Source organism: Nocardiopsis aegyptia (assembly GCF_013410755.1).
Classification (GTDB): Bacteria; Actinomycetota; Actinomycetes; order Streptosporangiales; family Streptosporangiaceae; genus Nocardiopsis; species Nocardiopsis aegyptia.
In genome coordinates this window covers 5486970-5509889 of the sequence record NZ_JACCFS010000001.1, presented here as the reverse complement: position 1 = coordinate 5509889, position 22920 = coordinate 5486970, and the positions used below count along the sequence as shown (strand labels likewise).

Annotated in this window: 22 protein-coding genes; 10 read left to right on the top strand and 12 right to left on the bottom strand. The window is 73.5% G+C overall.

The features are described 5' to 3' along the window. Positions 1–48 precede the first annotated feature (48 nt). Both HNR10_RS24630 and HNR10_RS24625 read right to left on the bottom strand, forming a co-directional pair. Positions 49–1374 carry a glycoside hydrolase family 6 protein gene (locus HNR10_RS24630; RefSeq protein ID WP_179827436.1) on the bottom strand — a complete coding sequence of 442 codons (1326 nt, stop codon included), beginning with the start codon at positions 1372–1374 and terminating at the stop codon, positions 49–51. A gap of 169 nt (positions 1375–1543) precedes the next feature. Further along, on the bottom strand, positions 1544–2938 hold the full coding sequence (locus HNR10_RS24625) for a PP2C family protein-serine/threonine phosphatase (protein WP_179827434.1): 1395 nt from the start codon (positions 2936–2938) through the stop codon (positions 1544–1546). A gap of 269 nt (positions 2939–3207) precedes the next feature. Between HNR10_RS24625 and HNR10_RS24620 the strand changes: the two genes are divergently transcribed. From HNR10_RS24620 to HNR10_RS24605, 4 genes are read left to right on the top strand one after another with little or no spacing between them, the layout of a single operon-like run. Continuing rightward, entirely contained in the window at positions 3208–4116 is a 909-nt protein-coding gene (locus HNR10_RS24620) for an ABC transporter ATP-binding protein (protein WP_179827432.1), read from the top strand. Positions 4117–4148: 32 nt separating this feature from the next. Next, positions 4149–4907: an ABC transporter permease gene (locus HNR10_RS24615; protein WP_312889407.1), complete on the top strand. Its 759-nt coding sequence runs from the start codon at positions 4149–4151 to the stop codon at positions 4905–4907. Between the two features lie 7 nt (positions 4908–4914). Continuing rightward, complete coding sequence (locus tag HNR10_RS24610; RefSeq protein WP_179827428.1) at positions 4915–6156, top strand: sensor histidine kinase; 1242 nt, start codon at positions 4915–4917, stop codon at positions 6154–6156. Continuing rightward, the gene (locus HNR10_RS24605; RefSeq protein ID WP_179827426.1) at positions 6153–6773 is read left to right on the top strand and encodes a response regulator; all 621 of its coding nucleotides are present in this window, start codon (positions 6153–6155) and stop codon (positions 6771–6773) included. The genes HNR10_RS24610 and HNR10_RS24605 overlap by 4 nt, the downstream gene beginning before the upstream one ends. Positions 6774–6784: 11 nt before the next feature. Here HNR10_RS24605 and idi read toward each other — a convergent pair whose 3' ends face one another. From idi to HNR10_RS24585, 4 genes are all read right to left on the bottom strand, one after another. After that, positions 6785–7381, bottom strand: a complete 597-nt coding sequence (gene idi / locus HNR10_RS24600) for an isopentenyl-diphosphate Delta-isomerase (protein ID WP_179827425.1) — start codon at positions 7379–7381, stop codon at positions 6785–6787. A 145-nt stretch (positions 7382–7526) separates the two neighbouring features. Continuing rightward, a complete protein-coding gene (locus tag HNR10_RS24595) occupies positions 7527–8390 on the bottom strand; it encodes a geranyl diphosphate 2-C-methyltransferase (protein ID WP_179827424.1) in 864 nt (287 codons plus the stop codon). A 116-nt stretch (positions 8391–8506) separates the two neighbouring features. Then, positions 8507–9871, bottom strand: coding sequence for a family 2 encapsulin nanocompartment cargo protein terpene cyclase (locus HNR10_RS24590; RefSeq protein ID WP_179827423.1), 1365 nt, complete (start codon positions 9869–9871; stop codon positions 8507–8509). A 38-nt stretch (positions 9872–9909) separates the two neighbouring features. Further along, complete coding sequence (locus HNR10_RS24585) at positions 9910–11313, bottom strand: family 2B encapsulin nanocompartment shell protein (protein ID WP_179827422.1); 1404 nt, start codon at positions 11311–11313, stop codon at positions 9910–9912. 492 nt (positions 11314–11805) lie between these two features. Here HNR10_RS24585 and HNR10_RS24580 point away from each other — a divergent pair, with 492 nt between their 5' ends. Genes HNR10_RS24580 through HNR10_RS24570 form a run of 3 tightly spaced genes read left to right on the top strand, consistent with a single transcriptional unit; the run spans position 11806 to position 14360 of the window. After that, positions 11806–13062, top strand: a complete 1257-nt coding sequence (locus tag HNR10_RS24580) for a GTP-binding protein (protein ID WP_179827421.1) — start codon at positions 11806–11808, stop codon at positions 13060–13062. A 49-nt stretch (positions 13063–13111) separates the two neighbouring features. Then, entirely contained in the window at positions 13112–13981 is an 870-nt protein-coding gene (locus HNR10_RS24575) for a DUF817 domain-containing protein (protein ID WP_179827420.1), read from the top strand. Positions 13982–14027: 46 nt separating this feature from the next. Beyond that, positions 14028–14360 carry a hypothetical protein gene (locus HNR10_RS24570; protein ID WP_179827419.1) on the top strand — a complete coding sequence of 111 codons (333 nt, stop codon included), beginning with the start codon at positions 14028–14030 and terminating at the stop codon, positions 14358–14360. 24 nt (positions 14361–14384) lie between these two features. On the opposite strand, the gene HNR10_RS24565 is transcribed toward HNR10_RS24570, so the two are convergent. Continuing rightward, positions 14385–15020 carry a pyridoxamine 5'-phosphate oxidase family protein gene (locus tag HNR10_RS24565; RefSeq protein ID WP_179827416.1) on the bottom strand — a complete coding sequence of 212 codons (636 nt, stop codon included), beginning with the start codon at positions 15018–15020 and terminating at the stop codon, positions 14385–14387. A 68-nt stretch (positions 15021–15088) separates the two neighbouring features. On the opposite strand from HNR10_RS24565, the gene pdxR reads away from it, so the two are divergent. Beyond that, the gene (gene pdxR, locus HNR10_RS24560) at positions 15089–16525 is read left to right on the top strand and encodes a MocR-like pyridoxine biosynthesis transcription factor PdxR (protein WP_179827414.1); all 1437 of its coding nucleotides are present in this window, start codon (positions 15089–15091) and stop codon (positions 16523–16525) included. 31 nt (positions 16526–16556) lie between these two features. Here the strand turns inward: pdxR and HNR10_RS24555 are convergent, their stop codons facing one another. Further along, complete coding sequence (locus tag HNR10_RS24555; RefSeq protein ID WP_179827412.1) at positions 16557–17753, bottom strand: MFS transporter; 1197 nt, start codon at positions 17751–17753, stop codon at positions 16557–16559. Positions 17754–17923: 170 nt separating this feature from the next. After that, complete coding sequence (locus tag HNR10_RS24550) at positions 17924–18916, bottom strand: LacI family DNA-binding transcriptional regulator (RefSeq protein WP_179829942.1); 993 nt, start codon at positions 18914–18916, stop codon at positions 17924–17926. A 170-nt stretch (positions 18917–19086) separates the two neighbouring features. Here HNR10_RS24550 and HNR10_RS24545 point away from each other — a divergent pair, with 170 nt between their 5' ends. Then, a complete protein-coding gene (locus HNR10_RS24545; RefSeq protein WP_179827410.1) occupies positions 19087–20046 on the top strand; it encodes an SDR family NAD(P)-dependent oxidoreductase in 960 nt (319 codons plus the stop codon). Between the two features lie 53 nt (positions 20047–20099). Here HNR10_RS24545 and HNR10_RS24540 read toward each other — a convergent pair whose 3' ends face one another. The 3 genes from HNR10_RS24540 to HNR10_RS24530 are packed head-to-tail and all read right to left on the bottom strand — an operon-like array spanning position 20100 to position 22119. Beyond that, a complete protein-coding gene (locus tag HNR10_RS24540; RefSeq protein WP_179827408.1) occupies positions 20100–20483 on the bottom strand; it encodes a hypothetical protein in 384 nt (127 codons plus the stop codon). Beyond that, the gene (locus HNR10_RS24535) at positions 20483–21553 is read right to left on the bottom strand and encodes a serine hydrolase domain-containing protein (protein ID WP_179827406.1); all 1071 of its coding nucleotides are present in this window, start codon (positions 21551–21553) and stop codon (positions 20483–20485) included. The genes HNR10_RS24540 and HNR10_RS24535 overlap by 1 nt, the downstream gene beginning before the upstream one ends. 17 nt (positions 21554–21570) lie before the next feature. Then, a complete protein-coding gene (locus tag HNR10_RS24530; protein WP_179827405.1) occupies positions 21571–22119 on the bottom strand; it encodes an ArsR/SmtB family transcription factor in 549 nt (182 codons plus the stop codon). Positions 22120–22351: 232 nt separating this feature from the next. On the opposite strand from HNR10_RS24530, the gene HNR10_RS24525 reads away from it, so the two are divergent. Beyond that, positions 22352–22894: a DUF7144 family membrane protein gene (locus HNR10_RS24525; protein WP_179827403.1), complete on the top strand. Its 543-nt coding sequence runs from the start codon at positions 22352–22354 to the stop codon at positions 22892–22894. The last annotated feature ends 26 nt before the right edge of the window (positions 22895–22920 follow it).

The window sequence follows — 22920 nt, the reverse complement described above, 5'->3', positions numbered from 1 at the left end:
GGGGGCGGGACGGGCTCCGTGCCCGTCCCGCCCCTGGCCGCGGCCCGCTCAGTCCCCGGCGCACACCAGGTCGGGGGCTCCGGCACCCGAGCCGGTGCCCGTGAACCCGAACTCCGCGCTGTCGCCGGCGCCCAGCGCGCCGTTCCAGCCCAGGTCGGAGGCGGTGACCTGAGCCCCGTCCGAGGTGATGTCGGCGTTCCATCCCTGGTCCACGCGCCGGCCGTCGGCGTAGGTCCACGTCACGGTCCAGCCGTCGATCGGGGTGTCCGCGGTGACCGTCACGGCCGCCTGGAAGCCGCCGTCCCAGTCGGAGACCACCGTGTACTCCGCGGAGCAGTCGCCGTCGGCGGGCGGTTCGGTCGGCTCCTCACCGGGGTCGGAGGGGTCCTCGCCCGGGTCCGTGGGGTCCTCCGGGGGCTCGGGAGCGTTCACGGCCATGTCGTAGGCGGCCTGGGGAACGAACTGGCCGGCAGGGGCGATGCAGCCGTCGGCCTCGCCCGGCAGCTTGGTCCAGATGAAGGCGTCGATCAGCGCGTTCCCGGTGGCGGTCGTGCTCGGGTGGCCGATCATCCGCCCGGGCGGGTCGCACCACTCCTCGTCGGGCGCGGGGCCGTTGCCGTTGCGGCTGGTGTCGATCACGGCTCCCAGACCGGACACGCCGGTCGCGGCGATGACGGACTCGGCGAACGCGACCTCGTCGTCGGTCCAGTTGTAGTTGGAGGTGTTGGTGGCGATCCCGTGGGCGCTGGTGGCGATGTCCGCGCCGTTGAGCAGGTCGGCGGCCTCCTGGGGCTCCAGCCAGGCCGAGTGGCCGATGTCGAAGTACACCCGCGCCTCGGGGGAGCCCTCCATCAGGGCCCGGCCCGCGTGGGACATCGACGCCAGGAGCTGGGAGGGGTCGCTGCACGCGCTCACGAGCGGCAGCGCGTCCGGCTCCAGGACGATGGTGGCGGGGCGGCCCTCCAGTCCGGCGGCGACCTCCTCGACCCAGGCGCGGTAGGCCTCGTGGCTGGGTGCGCCGCCGCCGCTGTGGTTGCCGCAGTCGCGCCCGGGGATGTTGTAGACGACCAGGATCGGGGTCTGCCCCTGGGCGTCGGCGGCACTGACGACGGCGTCGACGTCGGCGCGGACCTCGTCGGGGTTGTGCTGGGTGAACCAGGTGGCCTGGGCGACCGAGGCGATGCGGTCGCCGATCACCTCGGCGCGGGGGTCGTTCGGGTTCTCGCGGACCCAGACGGCCGCCGAGGTGTCGGGGTTGACGTAGAACTCCGGTTCGGCGGCTGCGGCGGACGGTGCGCCGAGCAGCGCCATCGCGGCCGCCAGGGCCGTGGCGGAGCCGAGCACGGCTCCGATGGCTGTGCGTGAGCGGGACATGAACCTTCCTTCGGTCGGTGTGCGTGCGGTCCCCCCGACACCCCCGTGCCCTTGGGGCCTGGGAGCGCTCCCAAGCCGCAGGCTACCGTCTGGAGCCGCCCGGCCCCAGGGGGGTAACCGCTGTTTTCCGCCGAACCCGGCACACGCGCCCCGCCCAGGGGGCCGGGCCTCACCGGCCGGGTACGCGCACGGCGAGCACGGCCAGGTCGTCGTGCCCGTCGCCGGGCGCCCCGTCGGTCACGGCCCGGCACAGGTCCTGCACCGATCGGTCGGTGCAGGCCGCGGCGATCTCCGCCACGCGGTCCAACCCCCGGTCCAGCGGGTGGTCCGGGTGCTCCACCAGGCCGTCGGTGAACATCAGGACGGTGGACGAGGGCGGCATCGGGTACCGGTGGTCCGGCCGCTCGGCGTCGGGGTCGACGCCGAGCGGAAGCCCCGGCTCGGCCTCCAAATAGCGCGCCCCGCCGCCCGGGGACAGCACGAGCGGGGGCAGGTGGCCGGCCGTGCTCCAGCACAGGTCCCACCCCGTCCCAGTGGGCTCGATCCGCGCCAGGCTGATCGTGGTCACGGTGTCCTCCTCGGTCGCCATCAGGATGCGGTCGAGGCTGGACAGCGCCGCACCGGGCGAGGTGTGCCGGTCGTAGACCAGGGCACGCAGCTTGCTCCGGATCCGTGCCATGGAGGCCGCGGCGACCAGGTCGTGGCCGATCACGTCGCCGATCACGGCGACACAGGCGCCGTCGCGCAGCCGGAGGGCGTCGTACCAGTCCCCGCCCAGTCCGGCGTCGGCGGGACGGTAGACCGAGGCGACCTCGAAGGGCGACAGGTCGGGCACCCGCGGCAGGAGGAGTCGTTGGAAGCGCTCCGCGCTGGTCCGGACCTCCTCGAACAGGCGGGCGTTCTCGATGGCGATCCCCGCCGCCCCGGCCAGCGCGCCGAGGACCTCCTCGTCGCGGTGGTCGAAGGGGTGCCCGTCCCTGCGGGTGGACACGTAGATGTTGCCGTACGTGCGCCCGCGGACCTTGACGGCCGCCCCGAGCAGGGTCCGCATGGGCGGATGGCCCGGCGGAAAGCCCACCGAGTCGGGGTGCGCGCCGATGTCGGTGACCCGCAGCGGCTCCTTCTGGTGGATCATCAGGCCGAGCAGCCCCTTGCCGCTCGGCAGCTCCACTCCGTCGAGGGCGCGCAGCTCCTCCTCGTCCAGGCCGAGCGGGATGAACTCCGCCATCCCTTCGCCGTGGTCGTCCAGGATGCCGAGCGCTCCGTACCGGGCGCCCACGAGCTCCATCGCGGCGGCCACCACCCGGCGCAGGACCGCTCTCAGCTCCAGGTCCTGGCCGAGTGCCAGCACCGCCCCCAGCAGCGACCGCATGCGGACCTGGGTGCGGACCAGCTCCTGGACCTGCTCGGCCACCCCCGTCAGGTGCGCGTCGTCGCCCAGCCCCGGGACCGCGCCCCAGTCCGGCCTTCCGCCGCCCAACGCCGGGTCGGCCGCTTCGCGGGACAACGGGACTCTCTCGACGGACGCCCCCGGTGCGACGTCGTCCCTGTCGTCGGGCACCATGGCCACCCCTTCCCTCGGAGCCGTCGTCCCGCGGACCGTTCCCGGCCTGCCGGTCCGGCGGGCGCCGTGCCGTCACTCGCGCCCCTCCAGTCAAGCCCTTCCCACGTGCGGTCCGCCAGAAGCCTCACCGGGCGCGCCGTCCCTGTTCATCGGGCTCCCGGCCCCCGGCGGCGGCGCGCCCATCCACCGATCGGTGGATGCCGGGATCCACCGATCCCGTGGCCGGGCGGGCGATCCGCGGGACCGCCCCCGCGCGCGATGCTCGTCCCATGCCGATCATCGACGTCAAGAACCTGCACAAGCGGTACGGAGACAAGGTCGTCCTCGACGACGTGTCCTTCTCCGTCGAGGAGGGCGAGATCTTCGGGATCCTCGGCCCCAACGGCGCGGGCAAGACGACCACGGTCGAGTGCGTCGAGGGCCTGCGCGTACCGGACGGCGGCACGATCAGCGTGCTCGGCCTCGACCCGCGCCGGGACCGCGCCGAGCTGCGCGAGAACCTGGGCGCCCAGCTCCAGGAGTCGGCCCTGCCCGGACGGCTCGGGGCCGGCGAGGCGCTGCGCCTGTACGCGTCCTTCTACCGGGAGTCGGCCGACCCCGACGAACTCCTGGAGATGCTGGGCATCGCGGACCAGCGCGACACCCAGTTCCGGCGGCTGTCCGGCGGACAGAAGCAGCGGCTGTCCATCGCGCTGGCGCTCGTCGGCCGGCCCAGGGTGGCCGTCCTCGACGAGCTCACCACCGGCCTGGACCCGCAGGCGCGGCGCACCACGTGGGACCTCATCGAGCGCGTGCGCGACTCCGGCGTCACCATCGTCCTGGTCACGCATTTCATGGACGAGGCCGAGCGGCTCTGCGACCGGCTCGCGCTCGTGGACGGGGGCCGGATCGCGGCCCTGGACACGCCCGGCGGACTGGTCGCGCGTGCCCGCCTGGAGCAGAGGCTCACCTTCCGCGCGCCGCACGACCTGGACGAACAGGTGCTGAGCGCGCTCCCGGAGGTGACCGCGGTCCATCGGACCGGGACCCAGGTCCGGATCACCGGCCAGGGCAACCTGGTGTACGCGGTGACCTCCGTGCTGGCCCGCGACCACGTGGTCGCCGAGGACCTGCGCGTCGAGCGCTCCAGCCTGGACGACGCGTTCGTCACCCTCACCGGAAACGGCCTCCGGCCATGAGCCCCCGCACACCACGACGGAAGGGGTCCGCCGTGTCCACCGCGTCCGCCCTGCGACACCTCACCGCGACCGAGGTCAAGCTCGTCCTCCGCGAACCCATGACCATCGGCTTCGGCATGCTGCTGCCGACCGTGATCCTCCTGGGGCTCGGGAGCGTGCCGATCCTGCGGGAGCCGACCCCGGAGTTCGGCGGCGTCCGCTTCGTCGACATCTTCGCCCCCACGGCCCTGATCCTGGGCATGGGCGTCCTCGGTATCCAGCACCTGCCGTCGGTCCTGGCCACCTACCGCGAGAACGGTGTGCTGCGCCGGATGGCCACCACGCCCGTGCACCCGGGACTGGTCCTGGCCGCCCAGCTCATCGCGGTGGTCGCGGCCGTGTTCGCCTCCTCCGCCCTGCTGGTGCTGACGGCCTGGCTCGTCCTGGACGTGCCCCTGCCCCGGCAGCCGCTGCTGTTCACCGCCGCGTTCCTCGTCGGGACCGCGTCCCTGGTGGCCCTGGGTGTCCTGGCCGCGGCGCTGGCCCCCAGCAGCCGGGTGGCGAACGGCCTGTCGATGAGCCTGTACCTCGTAGTGATGCTCGTGGGCGGGCTGTTCCTGCCCAGGATCTTCATGCCCGACGTCCTGGTGCGCCTGGGCGAGTTCACGCCTCCGGGCGTCCAACTGCTGCTGGACACCTGGTCGGGCGGCGCGGACACCTCGGGCACCGGACCGCTCGCGCAGCTGGCCATAATGGCGGTGATCGCCGCGGTGGCCGCCGTGGCGGCGGCGAAGCTGTTCCGGTGGGAGTGAGCGGGGGATGAGCGCGATCGGCGCGGGGGAGGACTCGCGGCAGGACTGGGACCGGTGGTGGGACCGGTTCGTGTACTGGGTGCCCTGGGTCCTGCTCCCGTTGTCCACGGTCCTGGTCCTGGCCCAGACGGGACAGGGTCCGGGCCACCGCGCCGTCGCGCTCGGCCTGACCGCGCTGGCGTCCGCCTGGGTGCTGTTCGGGCACACCTTCGCGCCGCCCGCGCGGCTGGAGCGGCTGTGGCCCGCAGTGGTCTACGTCCTCGGCCTCGTCGCCCTGGGTGCGGTGATGATGGCGCACGACATCATCTTCCTGCTGTTCGCCATCACGCCGTTCTTCCACGCCATGGTGCTGCCGATGCCGTGGGCCTTCGCCGGGGTCGCGGCCGCCTCGTTCTCCCTGCACACCAGCACCATGGGCTTTCCCGGGACGAGCACCGACACGCCGTTCCTCCAGCACCTGGGCCTGTACGCGGGCGTGATCGTGGTCCAGACCCTCGCCATCGGCGGCGGCCTGGTGGTGGCCCAGCGCAGCGCGGAGGCGCACCGGGAGCGCGCCGTCATGGTGGACCGGCTGGAGGCCGCCCTGGAGGAGAACGCCGGGCTGCACGCCCAGCTCCTCGCCCAGGCGCGGGAGGCCGGGATGCTGGACGAGCGCCAGCGGATGGCGCGCGAGATCCATGACACCCTGGCCCAGGGGCTCACCGGCATCGTCACCCAGATCCAGGCGGCCCAGCGGGCGGGCGGGATCGACGGCCCGGCGCTCCCGCACGTGGGGCGCGCGCTCGACCTGGCCAGGGGCGGCCTCACCGAGGCCCGGCGCTCGGTCCAGGCACTGCGTCCCGCGCAGCTGGAGGACAGCCAGCTGCCCGAGGCGCTCGGCGAGCTGACCCGCCGCTGGGCCGAGGAGTCCGGGGTCCGGCCCACGCTGGAGGTCACGGGTGGGCGCACCGCCCTGAGTCCCGCGATCGAGGTGTCCCTGTTCCGCGTCGCGCAGGAGGCACTGACCAACGTCGCCAAGCACGCGAACGCCACCAGGGTCGGGGTCACCCTGTCCTACCTCGACGACATGGTGCTGCTCGACATCCGCGACGACGGGAACGGGATGGTCTCGGACACCGCGAACGGGTTCGGGCTCAGGAGCATGCGCCAGCGGATCAGAGGCATCGGAGGCACAGTGGAGATCGAGTCCGACCACGGCGAGGGCACCGCCGTCAGCGCCGCCGTACCCGTGATCGGGGGCGCGTCGTGATCCGGGTCCTCATCGCCGACGACCATCCCGTGGTGCGCGACGGACTGCGCGGCACCTTCATCTCCGAGACCGACATCGAGGTGGTCGGGGAGGCCGCGAGCGGCCACGAGGTGCTCGACCAGGTGGACCGGCTCGGCGTCGACGTGGTCCTGATGGACCTGCGCATGCCCGGGATGTCGGGGGTCGCGGCGACCGCCGCGCTGGCCCGGCAGGCTCCGGAGGTGCGCGTGCTGGTCCTGACCACCTTCGACAGCGAGAGCGACGTCCTGCCGGCGATCGAGGCGGGCGCCACCGGCTACCTGCTCAAGGACGCCCTGCCCGACGAACTCCTGCGCGGGGTGCGCGCGGTGCACCGGGGGGAGTCCGTGCTGGCGCCCACGGCCGCCCGGCTCCTCATGGGCCAGGTCCGCGCACCCGCGCGCCGGGCGCTGAGCGACCGGGAACTGGAGGTGCTGCGGCTGGTCGCCGAGGGCGCCTCCAACCGCACCGCCGCCGCGCGCCTGTTCATCAGCGAGGCCAGCATCAAGACCCATCTGCAGCACGTGTACGACAAGCTCGGGGTCCGCGACCGGGCCGCGGCGGTCGGCGCGGCCTACCGCCGCGGCCTCATCGGCTGAGACGGGCGCGGCTACCAGCCCGCGTCGGGGGCCAGTGCGCGGACGGCGGGCAGCGCGGCCTCCAGGACCGTCGGGAACCAGGCGGAGAAGGGGCCCTCCCCCGGCAGGACCGCCATCTCCCAGGGGTCGGCGAACGCGATCTCGGCGACCTCCTCGGGGTCGGGGCTCGGCTCGCCGCCCACCAGGCCCACGAAGAGGTGGTTGTACTCCTGCTCGACCAGGCCCGAGTGCGGGTCGGGGTGGTTGTAGCGCACGGTCCCGGCCTCACGCATGAGCACGGGCGCCACGCCCAGCTCCTCGGTGGTGCGCCGCGCTGCGGCGAGGAAGGGCGGTTCACCGGGGTAGGGGTGGCCGCAGCAGGTGTTGGACCACACGCCGGGCGAGTGGTACTTGCCCAGGGCGCGGCGCTGGAGCAGCAGGCGGCCCCGGTCGTCGAGCAGGAACACGGAGAAGGCGCGGTGCAGCCGGCCCGGCGACACGTGCGCCGACAGCTTCTCCGCGGTCCCGATGGTCGTTCCGGACTCGTCGACCAGTTCGAGCATGATCGGTTCGCCGGGGGCTCCTTCGTCGGTGGCGGTGGACGGACCGGTGGTGTGGCTGATGGGCATGGCGTCCTTCCGTCGGGCGGCCACGGTCGGCGGGCCCCGCCCGCCCGGCCTGGCGCGGCCGGGCGGGCGGGCGCTGGCGCGGGGTCCGCGCGGGCGCGGGACGGGGCCGGTCCCCGGCCCGCGCCCGCGGAGCCCCGGAGGGTCCTCAGACCCGGTCGGCCGCGATGAGCAGGTAGTGGAAGCTGCCCTCCTTGTACGCGGTCAGGAAGGGCTCCTCGATACCGGTGGCCACGGACGACTGCGCGCGCAGCTCCCAGTACGGGATGGTCGGCCCGGTGAGGTCGACGACGGAGATCGGGACGAGGTTGTTGGCCGCCATCGCCTTGAAGTACTGGCTCCTGGCGTGGATGTTGCAGGTGTAGTGCTCGTCGATCCGGCTCACCGCCTTGGAGCGGCCACCGGTGACGTCGTTGTAGCAGCCGGTGATGGTGACGTAGCGGCCGCCGTACTCCAGCAGGCGGGCGTGCTCGGCGAAGAGCTCGAACAGGTCGACGTACATGGTCGACTCGTTGTTCCAGCTCGCCCGCAGGGAGCCGGACGGGAAGCCGGTGTCGAGCATGTTGCGGAAGTGGAAGCGGACCTTGTCGGACACGCCCCTCTCCTCGGCCTGCTCGTTGCCGAAGGCCACCTGCTTCTCCGAGATGGACACGCCGTCGACGTGGCAGCCGAAGCGCTGGTTGGCCATGAAGCTGGTGCCGCCCCGGCCGGAGCCGGTGTCCATGATCCGGTCCTCGGGGCCGACCGGGCCCAGGTGGTCCAGGAGGACGTCGGCCTGGGCGGTCTCCAGGCGGTGCATCTCCTCGATGACCCGCTGGTCGCGTGTCTCCTCCGGCCCCTCCAGGACCGAGGGGTCGTAGTCGCCGATGCCGTAGTGGTGATGGAAGAGGCCGTCGACCTCGCCGAGCTTGATGTTGACGGGGTCCTTCTCCGCGTTCCAGTACTCCGCGACGGACGCCTGGTACTGGGTGCGCAGGACTTTGCCGCTGGTGTGGGAGGAGGTCATGGTCATGCGAAAGGCTCCTTGCTGGTGGTCGTCGGGCAGGACAGCCGACCGGACCGCGCGGGCGGACCGGGTGGGTGTACGGCGTGGGTGGGGTGGTGGCCGGGGCAGGGGCCGGGGCCGGATCAGGCGGACTGGTCCGCGTGGTAGCGGCCGCTGGTGGCGTGCCACTCCCGGCTGCCGCCGCACCAGGCCCACAGCCCGGCCAGGAACCGGCCCAGCTGCGGTGATCCGGTGAGGGCCAGGGCGGCCGCCTCGGACTCGACGGTGTGCATCATCTCGTCGTGGATGCGCACGGTGCGCTCGACCGCCTCACGCATCGTGCATCCGTCCTCCTCGGCGATCAGCCTGGGCAGGCTGGTGTCGTCGGGGCCCTCCTTGCCCATGGAGTACAGGTCGTTGACGATGACGGTGGCCGAGCCCGCCATGGTGAACACGCGCCGCACCCGGGGGTCGGCGAACTCCTCCATGGGCAGCTCGTATCCGGCGACCGCGTCGATGAGCACCATGCAGGGCACGAAGCTGTTCTCGTGGCGGTGCATCAGGAACTCCCACACCGGTGGCCTCTGACCGGTGTTCCCCCAGACGCCCTCCTGGTTGTAGGCGACGAACATGATGCCCAGCTCGTGGCGCAGCCGGCGCACCTGCGTCCACGTCGCGTGGTCGGCGAGCTTGCCCAGGGCCGAGCGCAGGGCGCGCATGACGGGGTCCGCCCGCACGACCCTCTCCAGCTCGGGCGCGTACTCGCGCGAGATGTGCGCCTGGTCGATGACCGAGTGGGCGATCGCCAGCCGCTGGCCGAGGAGTTCCGGCCGGGACTCCTCCACCTCGCCGTCGACGTAGTGGTCGTCGACGGACCACTCGGCCAGGGCGCACCTGGCCGCGGCCAGCAGCCGTTCGGGATCGTCGGTCTCGGGGTGGGCGAGCATGATCAGCCGGCCGAACTCCGCCCGGCGGATCATGTCGAGCTTGCCGGGGTAGATCCCCACCTCCTCGGCCCACCCGACCAGCCGTTCGTCGACCTCCTCGCCCAGGGCGCGGTCGTCGCGCACGGCCGGAGGGCAGTACAGCGCGGGGACGGCGTTGTCATCGGCGGTGTCCGCCGGCTCGGGCGGAGCCCGGTGGCCCAGCACGCGCACGGCGGCGGTCCCGGCACCCGAGGGGGGCTGGGGCAGCCACGGCGAGCCCGCGCCCAGCGGAACCGGGTCGGGCACCGGCGCCGGCGGCGCGACCGGGGGGTCGGGCAGCAGGGCCCGGGCCGCGGCGGTCCCCAGGCCGGAGGGCCCGGTGGGCAGCCGCGGCGCGGCCGCGACCGCGCCCGCCGGGGCCTGGGCGCCCGGCCGCGGCGGTTCGGACACCCGGGCCGACGGCGGGCCGGGCACCAGCAGGTCCGGCGAGCCCGGGCGCAGCGGGTTCGACATCAGGGCGTCCACCAGGGCCGCCACGTCGTGCGTGGCGGCGGAGGCGGACATCCGCGACAGCAGTGACACCGTCTCAGCCCTCCTTCACTGGCAGTGTCGGGCGGGGATCAGGCACGCGGGCGGACCTCGACGTTCTCCAGGATGCCGATGGCGTCGGGGACGAGGACGGCCGCCGAGTAGTAGGTGCTGACCAGGTAGGAGATGATCGCCTGGTCGTCGATGCCCATGAAGCGCGCGTTGAGCCCGGGCTCGACCTCGTCGGGCAGGCCGGTCGCGTGCAGGCCGATGACGCCCTCGTTGTCCTCGCCGGTCCGGATGGCGATGATCGACGACGTGTGGTGCTCGGTGACGGGGATCTTGCCGCAGGGCAGGAGGGGGACGCCGCGCCAGGCGGGCAGGTGGTGGCCGCCGACCTCGACGGTGCCCATGGTGATGCCCCGCTTGTTGCACTCCTTGCCGAAGGCGGCGATGGCGCTGGGGTGGGCGAACATGTACTGCGTGTTGCGGCGCATGCTCAGCAGGTCGTCCAGGCAGTCGGGGCTGGGCGCGCCGTTGTCGGTGTGGATGCGCTGGTTGTAGTCGCAGTTGTACAGCAGGCCGAACTCGCGGTTGTTGACGAGTTCGTTCTCCTGGCGCTCGCGCAGGGCCTCGATGGTCAGCCGCAGCTGCTGCTCGGTCTGGTTCATCGGCTTGTTGTAGAGGTCGGCGACCCTGGTGTGGACGCGCAGGACCGTCTGGGCCACGCTCAACTCGTACTCGCGGGGCCGGAGCTCGTAGTCGACGAAGGTGCCGGGCAGGGCGGGCTCGCCGACGTGGCCGGAGAGCAGGGCGATGTCGGCCTCGCCGGCCCTGTTCTGCCCGTTGAGCGGGCGGGACAGGAAGCGCTCGATGTGGGCGCGCAGGCTCGGAGAGGAGTCCACGACGGCGGTGAACTCCTGGCGGGGCAGCTCCAGGAGGGTGCCGGCGGTGGCGGCCTTGACGGTGCAGTCCCAGGTCGCGTCCGGGTTGAGCAGGCCGTGGTCGCCGAACTGCTCGCCGTCGGCCATGACGCCGATCCGCGTGGGGTCGCCGTAGGGGCCCTCGGTGGTCTTGTGGACCCGGCCGTGCGCCAGGAGGTAGAGGTGGTCGGCGGGCCTGCCCTCGTGGGCCAGCACGTCACCGGGCTCGAACTCGCGCTGGGTGAAGCGCCCGGCCAGCTCGCTGAGCACGCCCACGTCGTCGAACCCGGACAGCAGCGCCAGCTCGCCGAGCTCCTGGGGGATGACCTGGACGTCGGCGCCGGTCTGGTTGAACTGGATGCGGCCGTCACCGATGGTGTAGCTGAGGCGGCGGTTGACGCGGTAGGCGCCGCCCTCGGTCTGCACCCAGGGCAGCATCCTCTGCAGCCAGCGGGAACTCTTCCCCTGCATCTGCGGTGCGGACTTGGTGGTGGTCGCCAGGTTCCGGGCGGCCGCGGTCGCCAGACTCCGCTGCTGACCGTTCCGGGTCTCGGGACCTACGTCGATCGACATCCGCTGTGTCTCCTCGTGGTAGTCGCGTACCCACGCCGCGTAGCCGTCCTGACGTGCGACCGACCACGGGGCAAGGGAGGAAGAGGGTTGCGCGTACGCGTCCACGTGCGCCGACCACCCTCACTGGCCTGCGAGGACGAACGCTCCGTGAACCGTGGATCACACTAGGGACGCCCCATGGGCGGCACAACCGGTTCCGGAAGATCCACCCGATCCGCGTGCGCGCCGGCACCGTTCGGCGCCACCGCGCACGGGCGCGACCGGGGGCCGACACGCATGGTGAACACTCCACTGCGGAACAGATACGACCACCGTGAGCTGCGAAGACACCGCGAAACCCGAGGTGGGGCCGTGGCGGGCGAGCCCCTCGGAGACACCCGCCCACCGTGCGTGAAGACGGACGGTGCCCCGCGCGAAACAGGCAATACCGGCCCCACCCGAGTCCGCAATGCGGCCAGCCGATCCGATCGGCGGAGCGGCTAACCTAGGAGAATGAAAACCATTTCCACACAACCCGAGGCGGGCCCGGCGCTGCCCGTCACCGTGCTCTCCGGCTTCCTCGGCGCGGGCAAGACCACCCTGCTCAACCACGTCCTGGGCAACCGCGACGGCCTGCGGGTGGCGGTGATCGTCAACGACATGAGCGAGGTCAACATCGACGCCGGGCTGGTGCGCGACGGCGGCGCGCTCTCACGGACCGACGAGCGCCTGGTCGAGATGACCAACGGCTGCATCTGCTGCACCCTGCGCGACGACCTGCTGGACGAGGTCGGCCGGCTCGCCGACGAGGGCCGGTTCGACTACCTGCTCATCGAGTCCAGCGGCATCTCCGAGCCCATGCCCGTGGCGGCCACCTTCGCCTTCCCCGGCCTGGACGGAACCCGCCTGATGGACCGGGCCCGCCTCGACACCATGGTGTCCGTCGTCGACGCCGCCGGCTTCCTGCGCGAACTGCGCCAGGGCGACGACCTGCTCTCGCGCGGCCTCGACGCCTACGAGGACGACGAGCGCACGGTCAGCGACCTGCTCATCGACCAGGTGGAGTTCGCCGACGTCCTGGTGCTCAACAAGACCGACCTCGTCACCGCCCGGGACGCCGACGAGGTCGAGGCCGCCCTGCGCCGGCTGAACCCCCTGGCCCGGGTGCTGCGCTCCGAGCACGGCCGCGTGGGCGTCGGCGAGATCGTGGGCACCGGCCTGTTCGACCTGGAGCGCGCCTCGCGGGCGCCGGGCTGGGCGGCCGAGCTCAACGGCGACCACGTGCCCGAGACCGAGGAGTACGGCATCTCCAGCACGGTCTTCCGCGCCGACCGGCCCTTCCACCCCGAACGCCTGTGGTCACTGGTCTCCGAGCGCCTCGACTCCGGCGAGTTCGGCACTCTGCTGCGCTCGAAGGGCTTCTTCTGGTTGGCCACGCGCCACCGCGTCACCGGGATGTGGTCGCAGGCCGGTCCCGTGGCGCGGTTCGAGCCCTCCGGCGCCTGGGACCCCGCGGACGCCCACCTGCTCGGGCTGCCCGACGACGAGGACGCCGAGGCCGTCGTCCCCCGGCAGGAACTGGTGTTCATCGGCACGGGGCTGCGCGGTGACGCGCTGGCCGCGAGCCTGCGCGCCTGCCTGCTCACCGACGAGGAGTTGGCGGGGCCGTGGACGGACCTGGCCGACCCCTTCCCCGGCTGGGACGTGGCCGGAGCACACGTGCACGGGCACGGGCACGGCACCGAGGTGCTGACCGCGCCGCGAGCCTGAGGGCGGCCCGGCGGCGAACCCGGGGAGGCCGGCGGACGTCCCACATCCCATGACCTCCACCCGAACCGCCCCCTGGCCACTCGTGGGCCACGGCGCCGGCCAGCTCCTCCGGTTCGGCTGGGCGCAGGCGCGCGCCTGCGCCTTCGCCGTGGGCATCTTCGCCGGACTCGCGCTGAGCGCCGTCGTGCCCCTGCCGATCCCCCGCTACGACGCCCTGCTGCTCTACGGGATCGCCCTGACCGCGGCGTTCTGGCTGCTGCGGCTGGAGACGGGCCGCGAGGTGCTGGCCATCCTCGGGTTCCACGTGGTGGGCCTGGCGCTGGAGCTGTTCAAGGTACACGTGGGCTCGTGGTCCTACCCCGGCGACGCCTGGACCAAGATCGGCGGTGTACCGCTCTACAGCGGGTTCATGTACGCGGCGGTCGGCTCGTACGTCGTGCGCGCCTGGCGGCTGCTCGACCTGGGACTGACCGACTACCGGCCCGTGGCCACGACGGCGGTGGCCGTCCTGATCTACGCCAACTTCTTCACCCACCACTGGCTGCCGGACGTGCGGGCGTGGTTGGCGGTCGCGCTGGTCGCTGTTACCTGGCGCACGTGGGTGCACTACACGGTCGGCGAGGCGCGGTACCGGATGCCGCTGTCGCTGTCCTTCCTGCTCATCGGCCTGTTCCTGTGGGTCGCGGAGAACGTGTCCACCCTGCTCGGCGCCTGGAGCTATCCCCACCAGGAACAGGCGTGGGAGATGGTGCACGTGTCCAAGCTCGGGGCCTGGTCACTGCTGGTCGTGGTCTCGTTCGTGCTCGTGGCGACCTGGCGACAGGGGTTCGGGAGAACCTGGCCGGCCAGGTACGGGAAAACACGGGTCCTCGGGGTTGCCGGACCCTCCGGAAGGAAACACCAGCGACAGGCACACTGAGTAGTGACTGTGCCACAGCAGGTTCACCTTTCGTGGAAGGAAACACATGTCCCTCCTCTCCCGCCTTGGCCGCACCGCCGCGGTCGGGGCCGCGGCAGTCGTCCTGGCCACCCTCCTGACCCCCGCCCAGGCCTCCGCCCTGGTGCTGAACTGCGACACGTTCCGCCACCACAACGACGACCACGTGGGCATCGCCTTCTGCACCAACAACACCGACCGCACCATGAAGTTCCGTGCCGTGGTCGTCTGCGGCTGGGCCCCGGACGTGAACGGCAACTGGGTCACCCTGCGGCCCGGGACCTCCGGCCAGTCCCAGGGGAGGTGTTCCGTCTTCAGCACCGGGGTCGGCGCCATCGGTGTCGACGAGCGCTACGCCTGACGGCCGCGCAGCGGTCGCGACGCGCTATGACGAGCGGCCGGCGATGTGGGCGGGCACCCCGATGCCCTCGGCCAGGACGGGGTCGGGCTCGGGCGCGCCGAACACCTGGCGGACCGGGAGCACGCCCGCCCAGGTCGGCAGGGCGTAGTCCTCCTCGTCGTCGGCGGGCGGACCGGTCCGGACCTTGACCGAGGCCTCCTCCAGCGACAGCGCGAGCACGCGCGTGGCGGCGAGCTCCTTGGCGGTGGGCGGGCGGACCGCGCCCCACTGGCCGGGCGCGAGCTGCTCGGTCACGGCCCGCAGCGCCGCCAGGTGCTCCGCCTCGTCGGTGACCTCGCGGGGCGTACCGTAGATCATCGCCGAGCGGTGGTTGACGGAGTGGTGGAACACGGAGCGGGCCAGGACGATCCCGTCCAGGTGGGTCACGGTGACGCACACCTCGCCCGGGGCGCGCAGCGACCGCGCGCCGGTGGAGCCGTGCACGTAGAGGGTGTCGCCGACGCGCCCGTAGCAGGTGGGGACCACCATGGGGGCGCCGCGGACGACGACGCCGAGGTGGCAGACCATCCCGGTGTCGAGGAGGTCGTAGAGCTCCTGGCGGTCGGTCCCGGCCTTGTGCTTGGCGCGCCCCAGTCGGGTGCGTTCTGTCGTGGAGAGCATGTGTGTCAGCCTAGGAAGAAGTGGATACTGCGCCCATGGCCACTTCTCGATGAAAACGGAAGACCACTTTGACCCGCCACACGACCGAGCCGCCCGTGCGGCTGGACCGCGGCGCCGGGGTCCCGCTCGCCGCCCAGCTCTCCGACCAGCTGCGCGCGGCCATGGCCGAGGGGGTCCTCATCCCTGGCTCCCGACTGCCCTCCTCCCGTGCGCTCGCCGCCGAACTCGGCGTGAGCCGGACCGTGGTCACCGAGGCCTACCAGCAGCTGTACGCGGAGGGCTGGCTCGACGGCCGCCACGGATCGGGCACGTTCGTCGCGGAGAACGCGGGTCCGGCGCCCGCGGCGGCCGTCCCCCGGCCGCTGCCCCCGGCGCACACGTCCCCGGGGTCGGTGGAGACCGTCCGGTGGTCACGGCACGAGGCGCGCCGACGCGGCCTGGTCGACCTGCGCCCGGGCGCGCCCTGGGTCCGCGACCACGACCTCGCCGCCTGGCGCCGCGCCTGGCGGCACGCGGCCGAGCAGCCGCCGGACGACGACCCCGACCCCCACGGGCTGCCCCGGCTGCGCGCGCTGCTGGCCGACCACCTGCGCCGCGCCCGCGGTATCCGGGTGGGGCCGGAGAACGTCCTGGTCACCCGGAGCACCGGCAACGGGCTGGACCTGGTGGGGGCCACCCTGCTCGGGCCGGGCACGCGGGCGGGCGTGGAGGACCCCGGGTATCCGCGGGCCGCGGCCGTCCTCGGGGCGCGCGGGGCCACGACCGTCCCGTGCCCGGTCGACCACGACGGCATCGTGGTCGCCGACCTGCCACGGGACCTGTCGGTCGTCTACACCACGCCCGCGCACCAGTACCCGCTCGGCGGACGGCTGCCCATCCCCCGGCGCGAACGCCTGCTGGCCTGGGCGCGGGAGACGGGCGCCATGGTGATCGAGGACGACTACGACTCCGAGTTCCGCTACGACGTCGCCCCGCTGCCCGCCCTGTACGGGCTCGACCCCGGTCACGTGGTGCTGCTCGGCACGCTGTCCAAGACCCTCTCCCCCGACCTGGGTGTGGGATGGCTCGTGGCCGAACCCGACCTGCTGCGGCGGGTGGCGGAGGTGCGCCGGAGCCTGTCGGACCGCACCAGCGGGCCGGCCCAGGCGGCCACGGCGCTGCTCCTGGAGCGCGGCGACCTGGACCGGCACCTGCGCCGGATGCGGCGGGAGTACGCCCGCCGCCGCAGTGTCGTCAAGGAGTTCCTGGGGCCGTACCTGACCGGGGACACCGCGGGTCTGCACGTGGCCCTGCCGCTCCCGGCGGAGGCCGTCGCGCCCGTGGTGGCCGAGGCCGCCGCGCACGGTCTCCTGGTCGACGACCTGGCCCGGACCACCCGGGGCACAGCGCCCGTGCACGGGCTGGTCCTCGGTTACGGGACGGCCCACCCCACCGACCTGCGACGCGGCTGTCGGACCTTGGCCGGGATCCTCGCCCGCCGGGTCGGGGACGCGGGTCCGGTCTGAGACCGTCACCGCCCCCGACCGCGGCCGGGCCTCACTCGGTGGCGGCGGCCTCCACCAGCGGCGCGTCCGTGCCGCCCGCCCCGGCGGCGGGCCGGTCCAGCAGGGAGGCCGTCACCGCGATCCCCAGGCCGACCACGGCCAGGACCGCGCCGATCAGCGCGGGCGAGGTGAGGCCCAGGCCCATGCCGATCCCGACGCCGCCCAGCCAGGCTCCCCCGGCGTTGGCGAGGTTGAAGGCGGAGTGGTTGGAGGCCGAGGCCATCGTCGGCGCCCGGTCGGCCTTGTTCATCACCAGGACCTGCAACGGGGTGGCCACGCCGAACCCGACCGCGCCCAGCACCACGACGGTGGCCGCGGCGGTCCAGGGGTTGTGCACGGTGAAGGAGAACACCACCAGCACCACGGCCAGGGAGGCCAGCGCACCGAAGATGGTGGGCCGCAGCGCCCGGTCGGCCAGCGGGCCCACCACGAGCGAGCCCAGGGTCATCCCGGTCCCGAAGAGCGCCAGGATCAGCGGGACCCCTCCCGGGGACATCCCGGCCAGCTCGGTCATCATCGGCGAGATGTAGCTGTAGACGGCGAACACACCGGCGAAGCCGAACACCGCGGTCAGCAGTCCGAGCAGGACCTGGCGGTCGCCGAGCGCGGCCATCTCGCCCCTGAGGCCGCCGCCGGGGGGCGCGGGCAGCCTGGGCACGAACACCGCGATGGCGACGATCGCCAGCGCGCTGATCGCCACGACGGCCAGGAACGCCGCGCGCCAGCCCATGAACTGGCCGAGGAAGGTCCCGGCGGGCACGCCGACGATGTTGGCGATGGTCAGGCCCAGGAACATCCGGGCGACGGCGGTGGCCCTGCGGTCCGGCCCCGCCATGTAGGCGGCCACCAGCGCGCCCACCCCCAGGAAGGCGCCGTGCGGAAGGCCGGCCAGCACCCGGGCGGCGAAGACGGCGCCGTAGGAGTCGGCGACGACGGTCGCGAGGTTGCCGACCAGGAAGACGCCCATGAACAGCAGCAGCACGGTCTTGCGCGGCAGCCGGGTGCTCAGCGCGGTGAGCAGGGGCGCGCCCACCACCACGCCCCCGGCGTAGGCGGAGATGAGGTAGCCGGCCGTCGAGATGGGGACGTCCAGGTCACGGGCCACCTCGGGCAGCAGGCCCATGATCACGAACTCGGTGGTACCGATGGCGAACGCCCCGAGAGCCAGGGCGAACAGGGCCAGAGGCATGACGGTGCCTTTCTCGCGCGCGGCGCGAAGGTCAGGAGGAAGCGGGGATGCGGTGATCGGGGGGCGTCGGTCAGGCATCGGGCACGGTCGTTTGGCACGTGCTAACTCCAGGGTGTCACCCGCACCCCGCCGAACCCAAGCCGTGGGGCTGTGATCTCGCTCGCGGCCGGTCAGCCCAGGCCGGGGCGCGGAGGGGCCGTGCTGTTCCGGACGGCGAGTTCGGGCTCCAGCACCAGGTGCGCGCTGCGCGTGCGCCCGTCGTCGAGCCGTTCGGCCGCCGCGCGCACCGCCAGCCCCGCCATCAGGGCCGCGTCCTGGCGCACGGACGTCAGGTCCAGGAAGGACAGCCGGGCGGTGCGGCTGTCGTCGTAGCCGACGACCGACACGTCCTGCGGCACCCGCACGTTCGCGCGCACGAACGTCTCCACCAGCCCGAGGGCGGACTGGTCGTTGCCCGTGATGACGGCGGAGGGCAGGACCTCGCGCGCGAGCAGGGCCCGCGCGGCCCGCGCCCCGGACTCCTCGGAGTAGTCGCCCGGGAGCACGTCGGCCAGCGCCGCCAGTCCGTGGGCGCGCATCCCGTCGAGGTAGCCGCCGGCCCGCTCGGGGGCGCCCGGCAGGAGGCCGCCGTCCACGTGGGCGATGCGGCGGTGCCCCAGGGCGGCCAGGTGGTCGACCGCCTTGCGCACACCGTCGGCGTCGGCGGTGCGGACGCTGTCGGTGCCCTCGGCCCCCGTGCGCTGGCCGATCTCCACGACGGGGACGCGTTCGGCGACCGTGGCCAGGTCGGAGGGGGCGGCGGCGGACAGGCCGATGAGGATCAGGGCCTCGCAGCGCAGGCCCAGGAGGTCGTCGATCGCCTCCCGCTCCCCGCGGGTGGCCAGCAGCGCGCTCAGCACGACGCCGTAGTCGAGGGCGGCCGCCGCCGGGTAGACCGCCTCGACCAGGTGGACGTCGAGCGGGTGCTCCATGGTGAAGAGGACGCCCACCTGACGGCTGCGCGCGCGGCGCAGCATGCGGGCGGCCTTGTCCGCCCGGTAGCCGAGCTCCTCCGCGGCCTGCAGGATCCGCTGGCGGGTCGGCGCGCTCGGCCCGGGGCTGTCGTTCATCACCAGGGACACGAGCTGGCGTGAGACCCCGACACGCGCGGCGACGTCGGCCATCGTGGGCCGCCGGCCGGTCGGCGCCGTGCCACCTCCGGCGCTCTCGTCGTCGCTGCCGCTGCCGGTCTCGCCCATGCCGTCCCCTCGGTGGCCGCCCCGGTCCCGGGCCGGGTCGAGCCGATGCTACTCGTCTTGACCTGGAGCGCGCTCCAGGTCCTACGGTGACGCACATGACGACACCACAGAAGCCGATCGGTTCCGGATTCGGCGCGCACAGCACCGCCCGCGAGGTCCTGGAGGGCATCGACCTGACCGGGCGGCTCGCGATCGTGACCGGCGGGTACTCGGGCATCGGCCTGGAGACGACCCGGGCGCTGGCCGACGCGGGCGCCCGCGTCGTCGTGCCGGCCCGGCGCCTCGAGAGCGCGCGTGCGGGCCTGGACGGCCTCGCGGGCGTGGAGGTCGAGAGCCTGGACCTGGCCGACCTGGACAGCGTGGCCGCCTTCGCGGACCGCTTCCTGGCGAGCGGCCGGTCCATCGACGTCCTCATCAACAACGCCGGCGTGATGGCCTGCCCCCACCAGGTGGTGGGACAGGGCTGGGAGTACCAGTTCGCCACCAACCACCTGGGCCACTTCGCCCTGGTCAACCGCCTCTGGCCCGCCCTCAGCGACGGCACGGGCGCCCGCGTGGTGTCCGTGTCGTCGGGCGGGCACCACGGGTCGTCGATCCGCTGGGACGACCCCTGGTTCGCGCGGGGGTACGACCGGTGGGCCGCCTACCAACAGTCCAAGATGGCCAACGCCCTGTTCGCCGTCGAGGCCGACCGGCGCGGCGCCGACACCGGTGTGCGGGCCTTCTCCCTGCACCCGGGCGCGATCCTCACCCCGCTCCAGCGCCACATGACGAGGGACGAGATGGTCGCCAAGGGCTGGATCGACGAGGAGGGCAACGTGGCCGACCCGACGTTCAAGACGCCGGAACAGGGCGCCGCCACCCAGGTGTGGGCGGCCACCTCACCGGATCTGGCCGGGATGGGCGGCGTGTACTGCGAGGACGTGGACGTGGCCGTCCTGGCCGGCACCGACCCCGACCGCCCCGGAGTGAGCGACCACGCCGTCGACCCCGAGCAGGCCGCCCGCCTGTGGCGGTTCTCCGCGGAGCTGACGGGCGTGGACGCGTTCGCCTGACCGGCGCCGCCGTGCCGGCCCGCACAGCGGCGGCCGGCACGGCGGGTCCGCGCTCAGACCAGGACGACGACCAGCACCGCGACCGCCACGGCCGCGAACACCAGTGTTCCCAGGGCCGAGGCCCGCTGCGCGCCGGCCTTCGCGGCGTCGGACCGCCAGGCCAGGTCGGGCCAGCGCAGTACCGTGCCGGCGGTCGCGGCCGCGAGCAGGGCGACCAGCAGGTACCACAGGCCCTCTGGGAACACCGTCCAGGAGACCGACAGCAGCGCGACCACGCTCATCAGCAGGGCGTTACCGAACCGGTTGAGGGCGTCCCAGCGGTCCTGGAGGCGCTGGGCACCCCGGTGCCGCCAGGCCCGGAAGAGCAGCTCGGCGGACATGACCACCGCGACGAGGACCAGCAGGCCGCCGACGGTGTACTGCACGGTCGTCGTCATCACGCCTCCCCCAGCAGCAGGGCCCGCGCCTGGTCCTCGACGCCGGTGGCCGTGTCGGCCAGGACCACGACGGCGCGCCCGCCGTCGCGGTCCAGGGCGACCATGGTCGAGAAGCCTCCGGTGCCGCCGTTGTGCCAGGTGACGTCGGTGCCGTCGTACTCGTCGACGAACCAGCCCAGCCCCACCCGGCCGCCATCGCCGTCCTCCCACCGCGGTTCCATGGCCCCGGCGCCCGGCGGCTCGTCGAACAGCAGCCCCCCGACCAGCTCCGCCATGTCGCGCGGGGTGGAGCGCACCCCGCCCGCGGGGGCGTAGGCGCGGGCGAGCCACGGGTCGGCCGCGCGGCCCTTGTCGTTCGTGCCCCCGATCGCGCCGTCGGGCAGTTCGGCCGCGGTGACGGGCAGCACGGTGGCGTCCAGGCCCATCGGGTCGAGGACCCGGGCTCGCAGCAGGTCGGCGTAGTCGGTCCCGGCGCGGGCCGCGAGGGCCTGGCCGAGGACGGCCGCGCCCATGTTGGAGTAGGCGAACTCGCCGCGGCCGGAGGTGTCGGCCGCGGCCACCTGCTCCACCAGCGTGTCCACGTCGAACCGGTAGGGGTCCCGGCCCGTCACCGCGGCCGCCCAGCCCCCGACCATGTCGCGCGGGCGGGGCGAGAGGCGGGGCAGCCCGGAGCGGTGGCCGGCCAGCTCGGCGAGGGTGACCGACGCCGCCGGGGCTCCGTCCAGGTCCAGGAGTGAGCCGAGCTCGGTGTCCTCCGACACCTCGCCGCGCTCGATCATGTCGGCGAGCAGCAGCCCGTTCAGTGCCTTGGAGACCGAGCCGATCTCGTAGGAGGTGGTGTCGTCGGCGCCGAAGTGGGCGAGTCCGGTGCGCCCTCCGTCGATCTCGACGACGCTGACCCGGTGGTACACGCCCTCGGTGAAGAGCGGCCGGGCGCGGTCGAGCAGCGCGGCGTCACCGGACTCGTCGGTGGACAGCGAGGGCGTGTGGGGCCGCACGAGCAGGCCGAGCACGACGACCAGGGCGGCGGCCGCGCAGGCGGCCGCGGCGGTCAGGGGTCGGAAACGCACCTGGAGTCCCTCCTTCCTCAGGGGGCGGAGCGGTTCGCGCCGCCCGCGGCCGCCAGGACGGTCAGCAGCGGGATGACGCGTTCGGGCGGGACGGCGTAGTGGCCGCGCTTGAGCGTGGTGAGCCAGCCCGCGGCGCTGAGCTGGTGCATGTGGTGGTAGATCTGGCCGGTCGTGCCGAAGCCGGACAGCTCGGCCAGCTCGGCCACGGTGCGGGTGCCCGACCAGACGGCGTGCAGCAACGAGAGGCGGACGGGGTGGCCCAGGGCGTCCAGGGCCGCGGCGCACTCGGACCAGTCCAGGTCGGCGAGCGCTTCCACGGTCAACCCCTGCTGCCACTCCAGGGCGGAGTCGGCGGCCTCCCCCTCCTCGCCCCGGACCAGGCCGGCGAAGACCACGCCGCCGCGGCCGGTGACGTGCTCCCGCAGGGCGTTGAGCGCGAAGAAGGCGTCCCCGGCCGTCGGCGCGGCCGCCGGCCCCGTGTCCGGGGGCCGCTGCGCCGCGCGGCGTTCGAGTTCGGCGACCCGCGCTTCCAGGTCGGCCAGCCGGGTGTCGTGTTCGTCGTTCACACCGCCACCGTAGTCGAATCTACGTACTTATGTAAAACCGTAGTTTCGACGGGGCGCCCGACCACCGACCATCGCGCGCATCCTTGACCGGATATGGGGCAACCGCTGGAACCCCGATGGCGTTGGCCGTTCGATGATGTGGTGGGGAGCGCGGAACCGCGCTCGAAGAGCATCCGACAGGACGTCGCGCCGGCTCGCGAGGGCCCCCGGGACGCCTGGTGAGGAGCACGCAATGCGAACCGGATCACCCAACGGCTGGCAGTTCTTCGCCGCGACGCTGCTGATGATGATCGGCGCCGTGAACATCATCCAGGGCCTCGTCGCCCTCATGACTCCCAACTTCTACGCCGTGGCCGGCGGGGAACTGCTCTTCCTCGAGTACGGGGCCTGGGGCCTCCTCCTCGGCGGCTGGGGTGTCGTCCTGGTGGTCGCGGGCGCCGCGATCCTGTCCGGCAGCACGTGGGCGCGGGTCTTCGGCATCGTGCTGGCCGCGGTGAACGCGCTCGCGCAGCTGGCCTTCCTGGTGGCGCTGCCGATGTGGTCGGTCGTCGCGATCGCCATCGAGCTCCTGGTGATCTACGCGCTGACCGCCGGCTGGCCGGACCGCGAGATGGCGGCGGACCGCGACGAGGCGGCCGCCGACCGGATGACCGACGACCAGCGCGCCGCCTACCGCAGCGGCCGACGCGCCGCCCACGCCAAGCCCGAGCCCGCCGCCCCCGCCGAGGAGGCCGGACAGGCGACCCGGCCGGGCGACCGCAGGCACCCCGTCTGACCCGGTCCCTGCCACGCGAGAGCCCC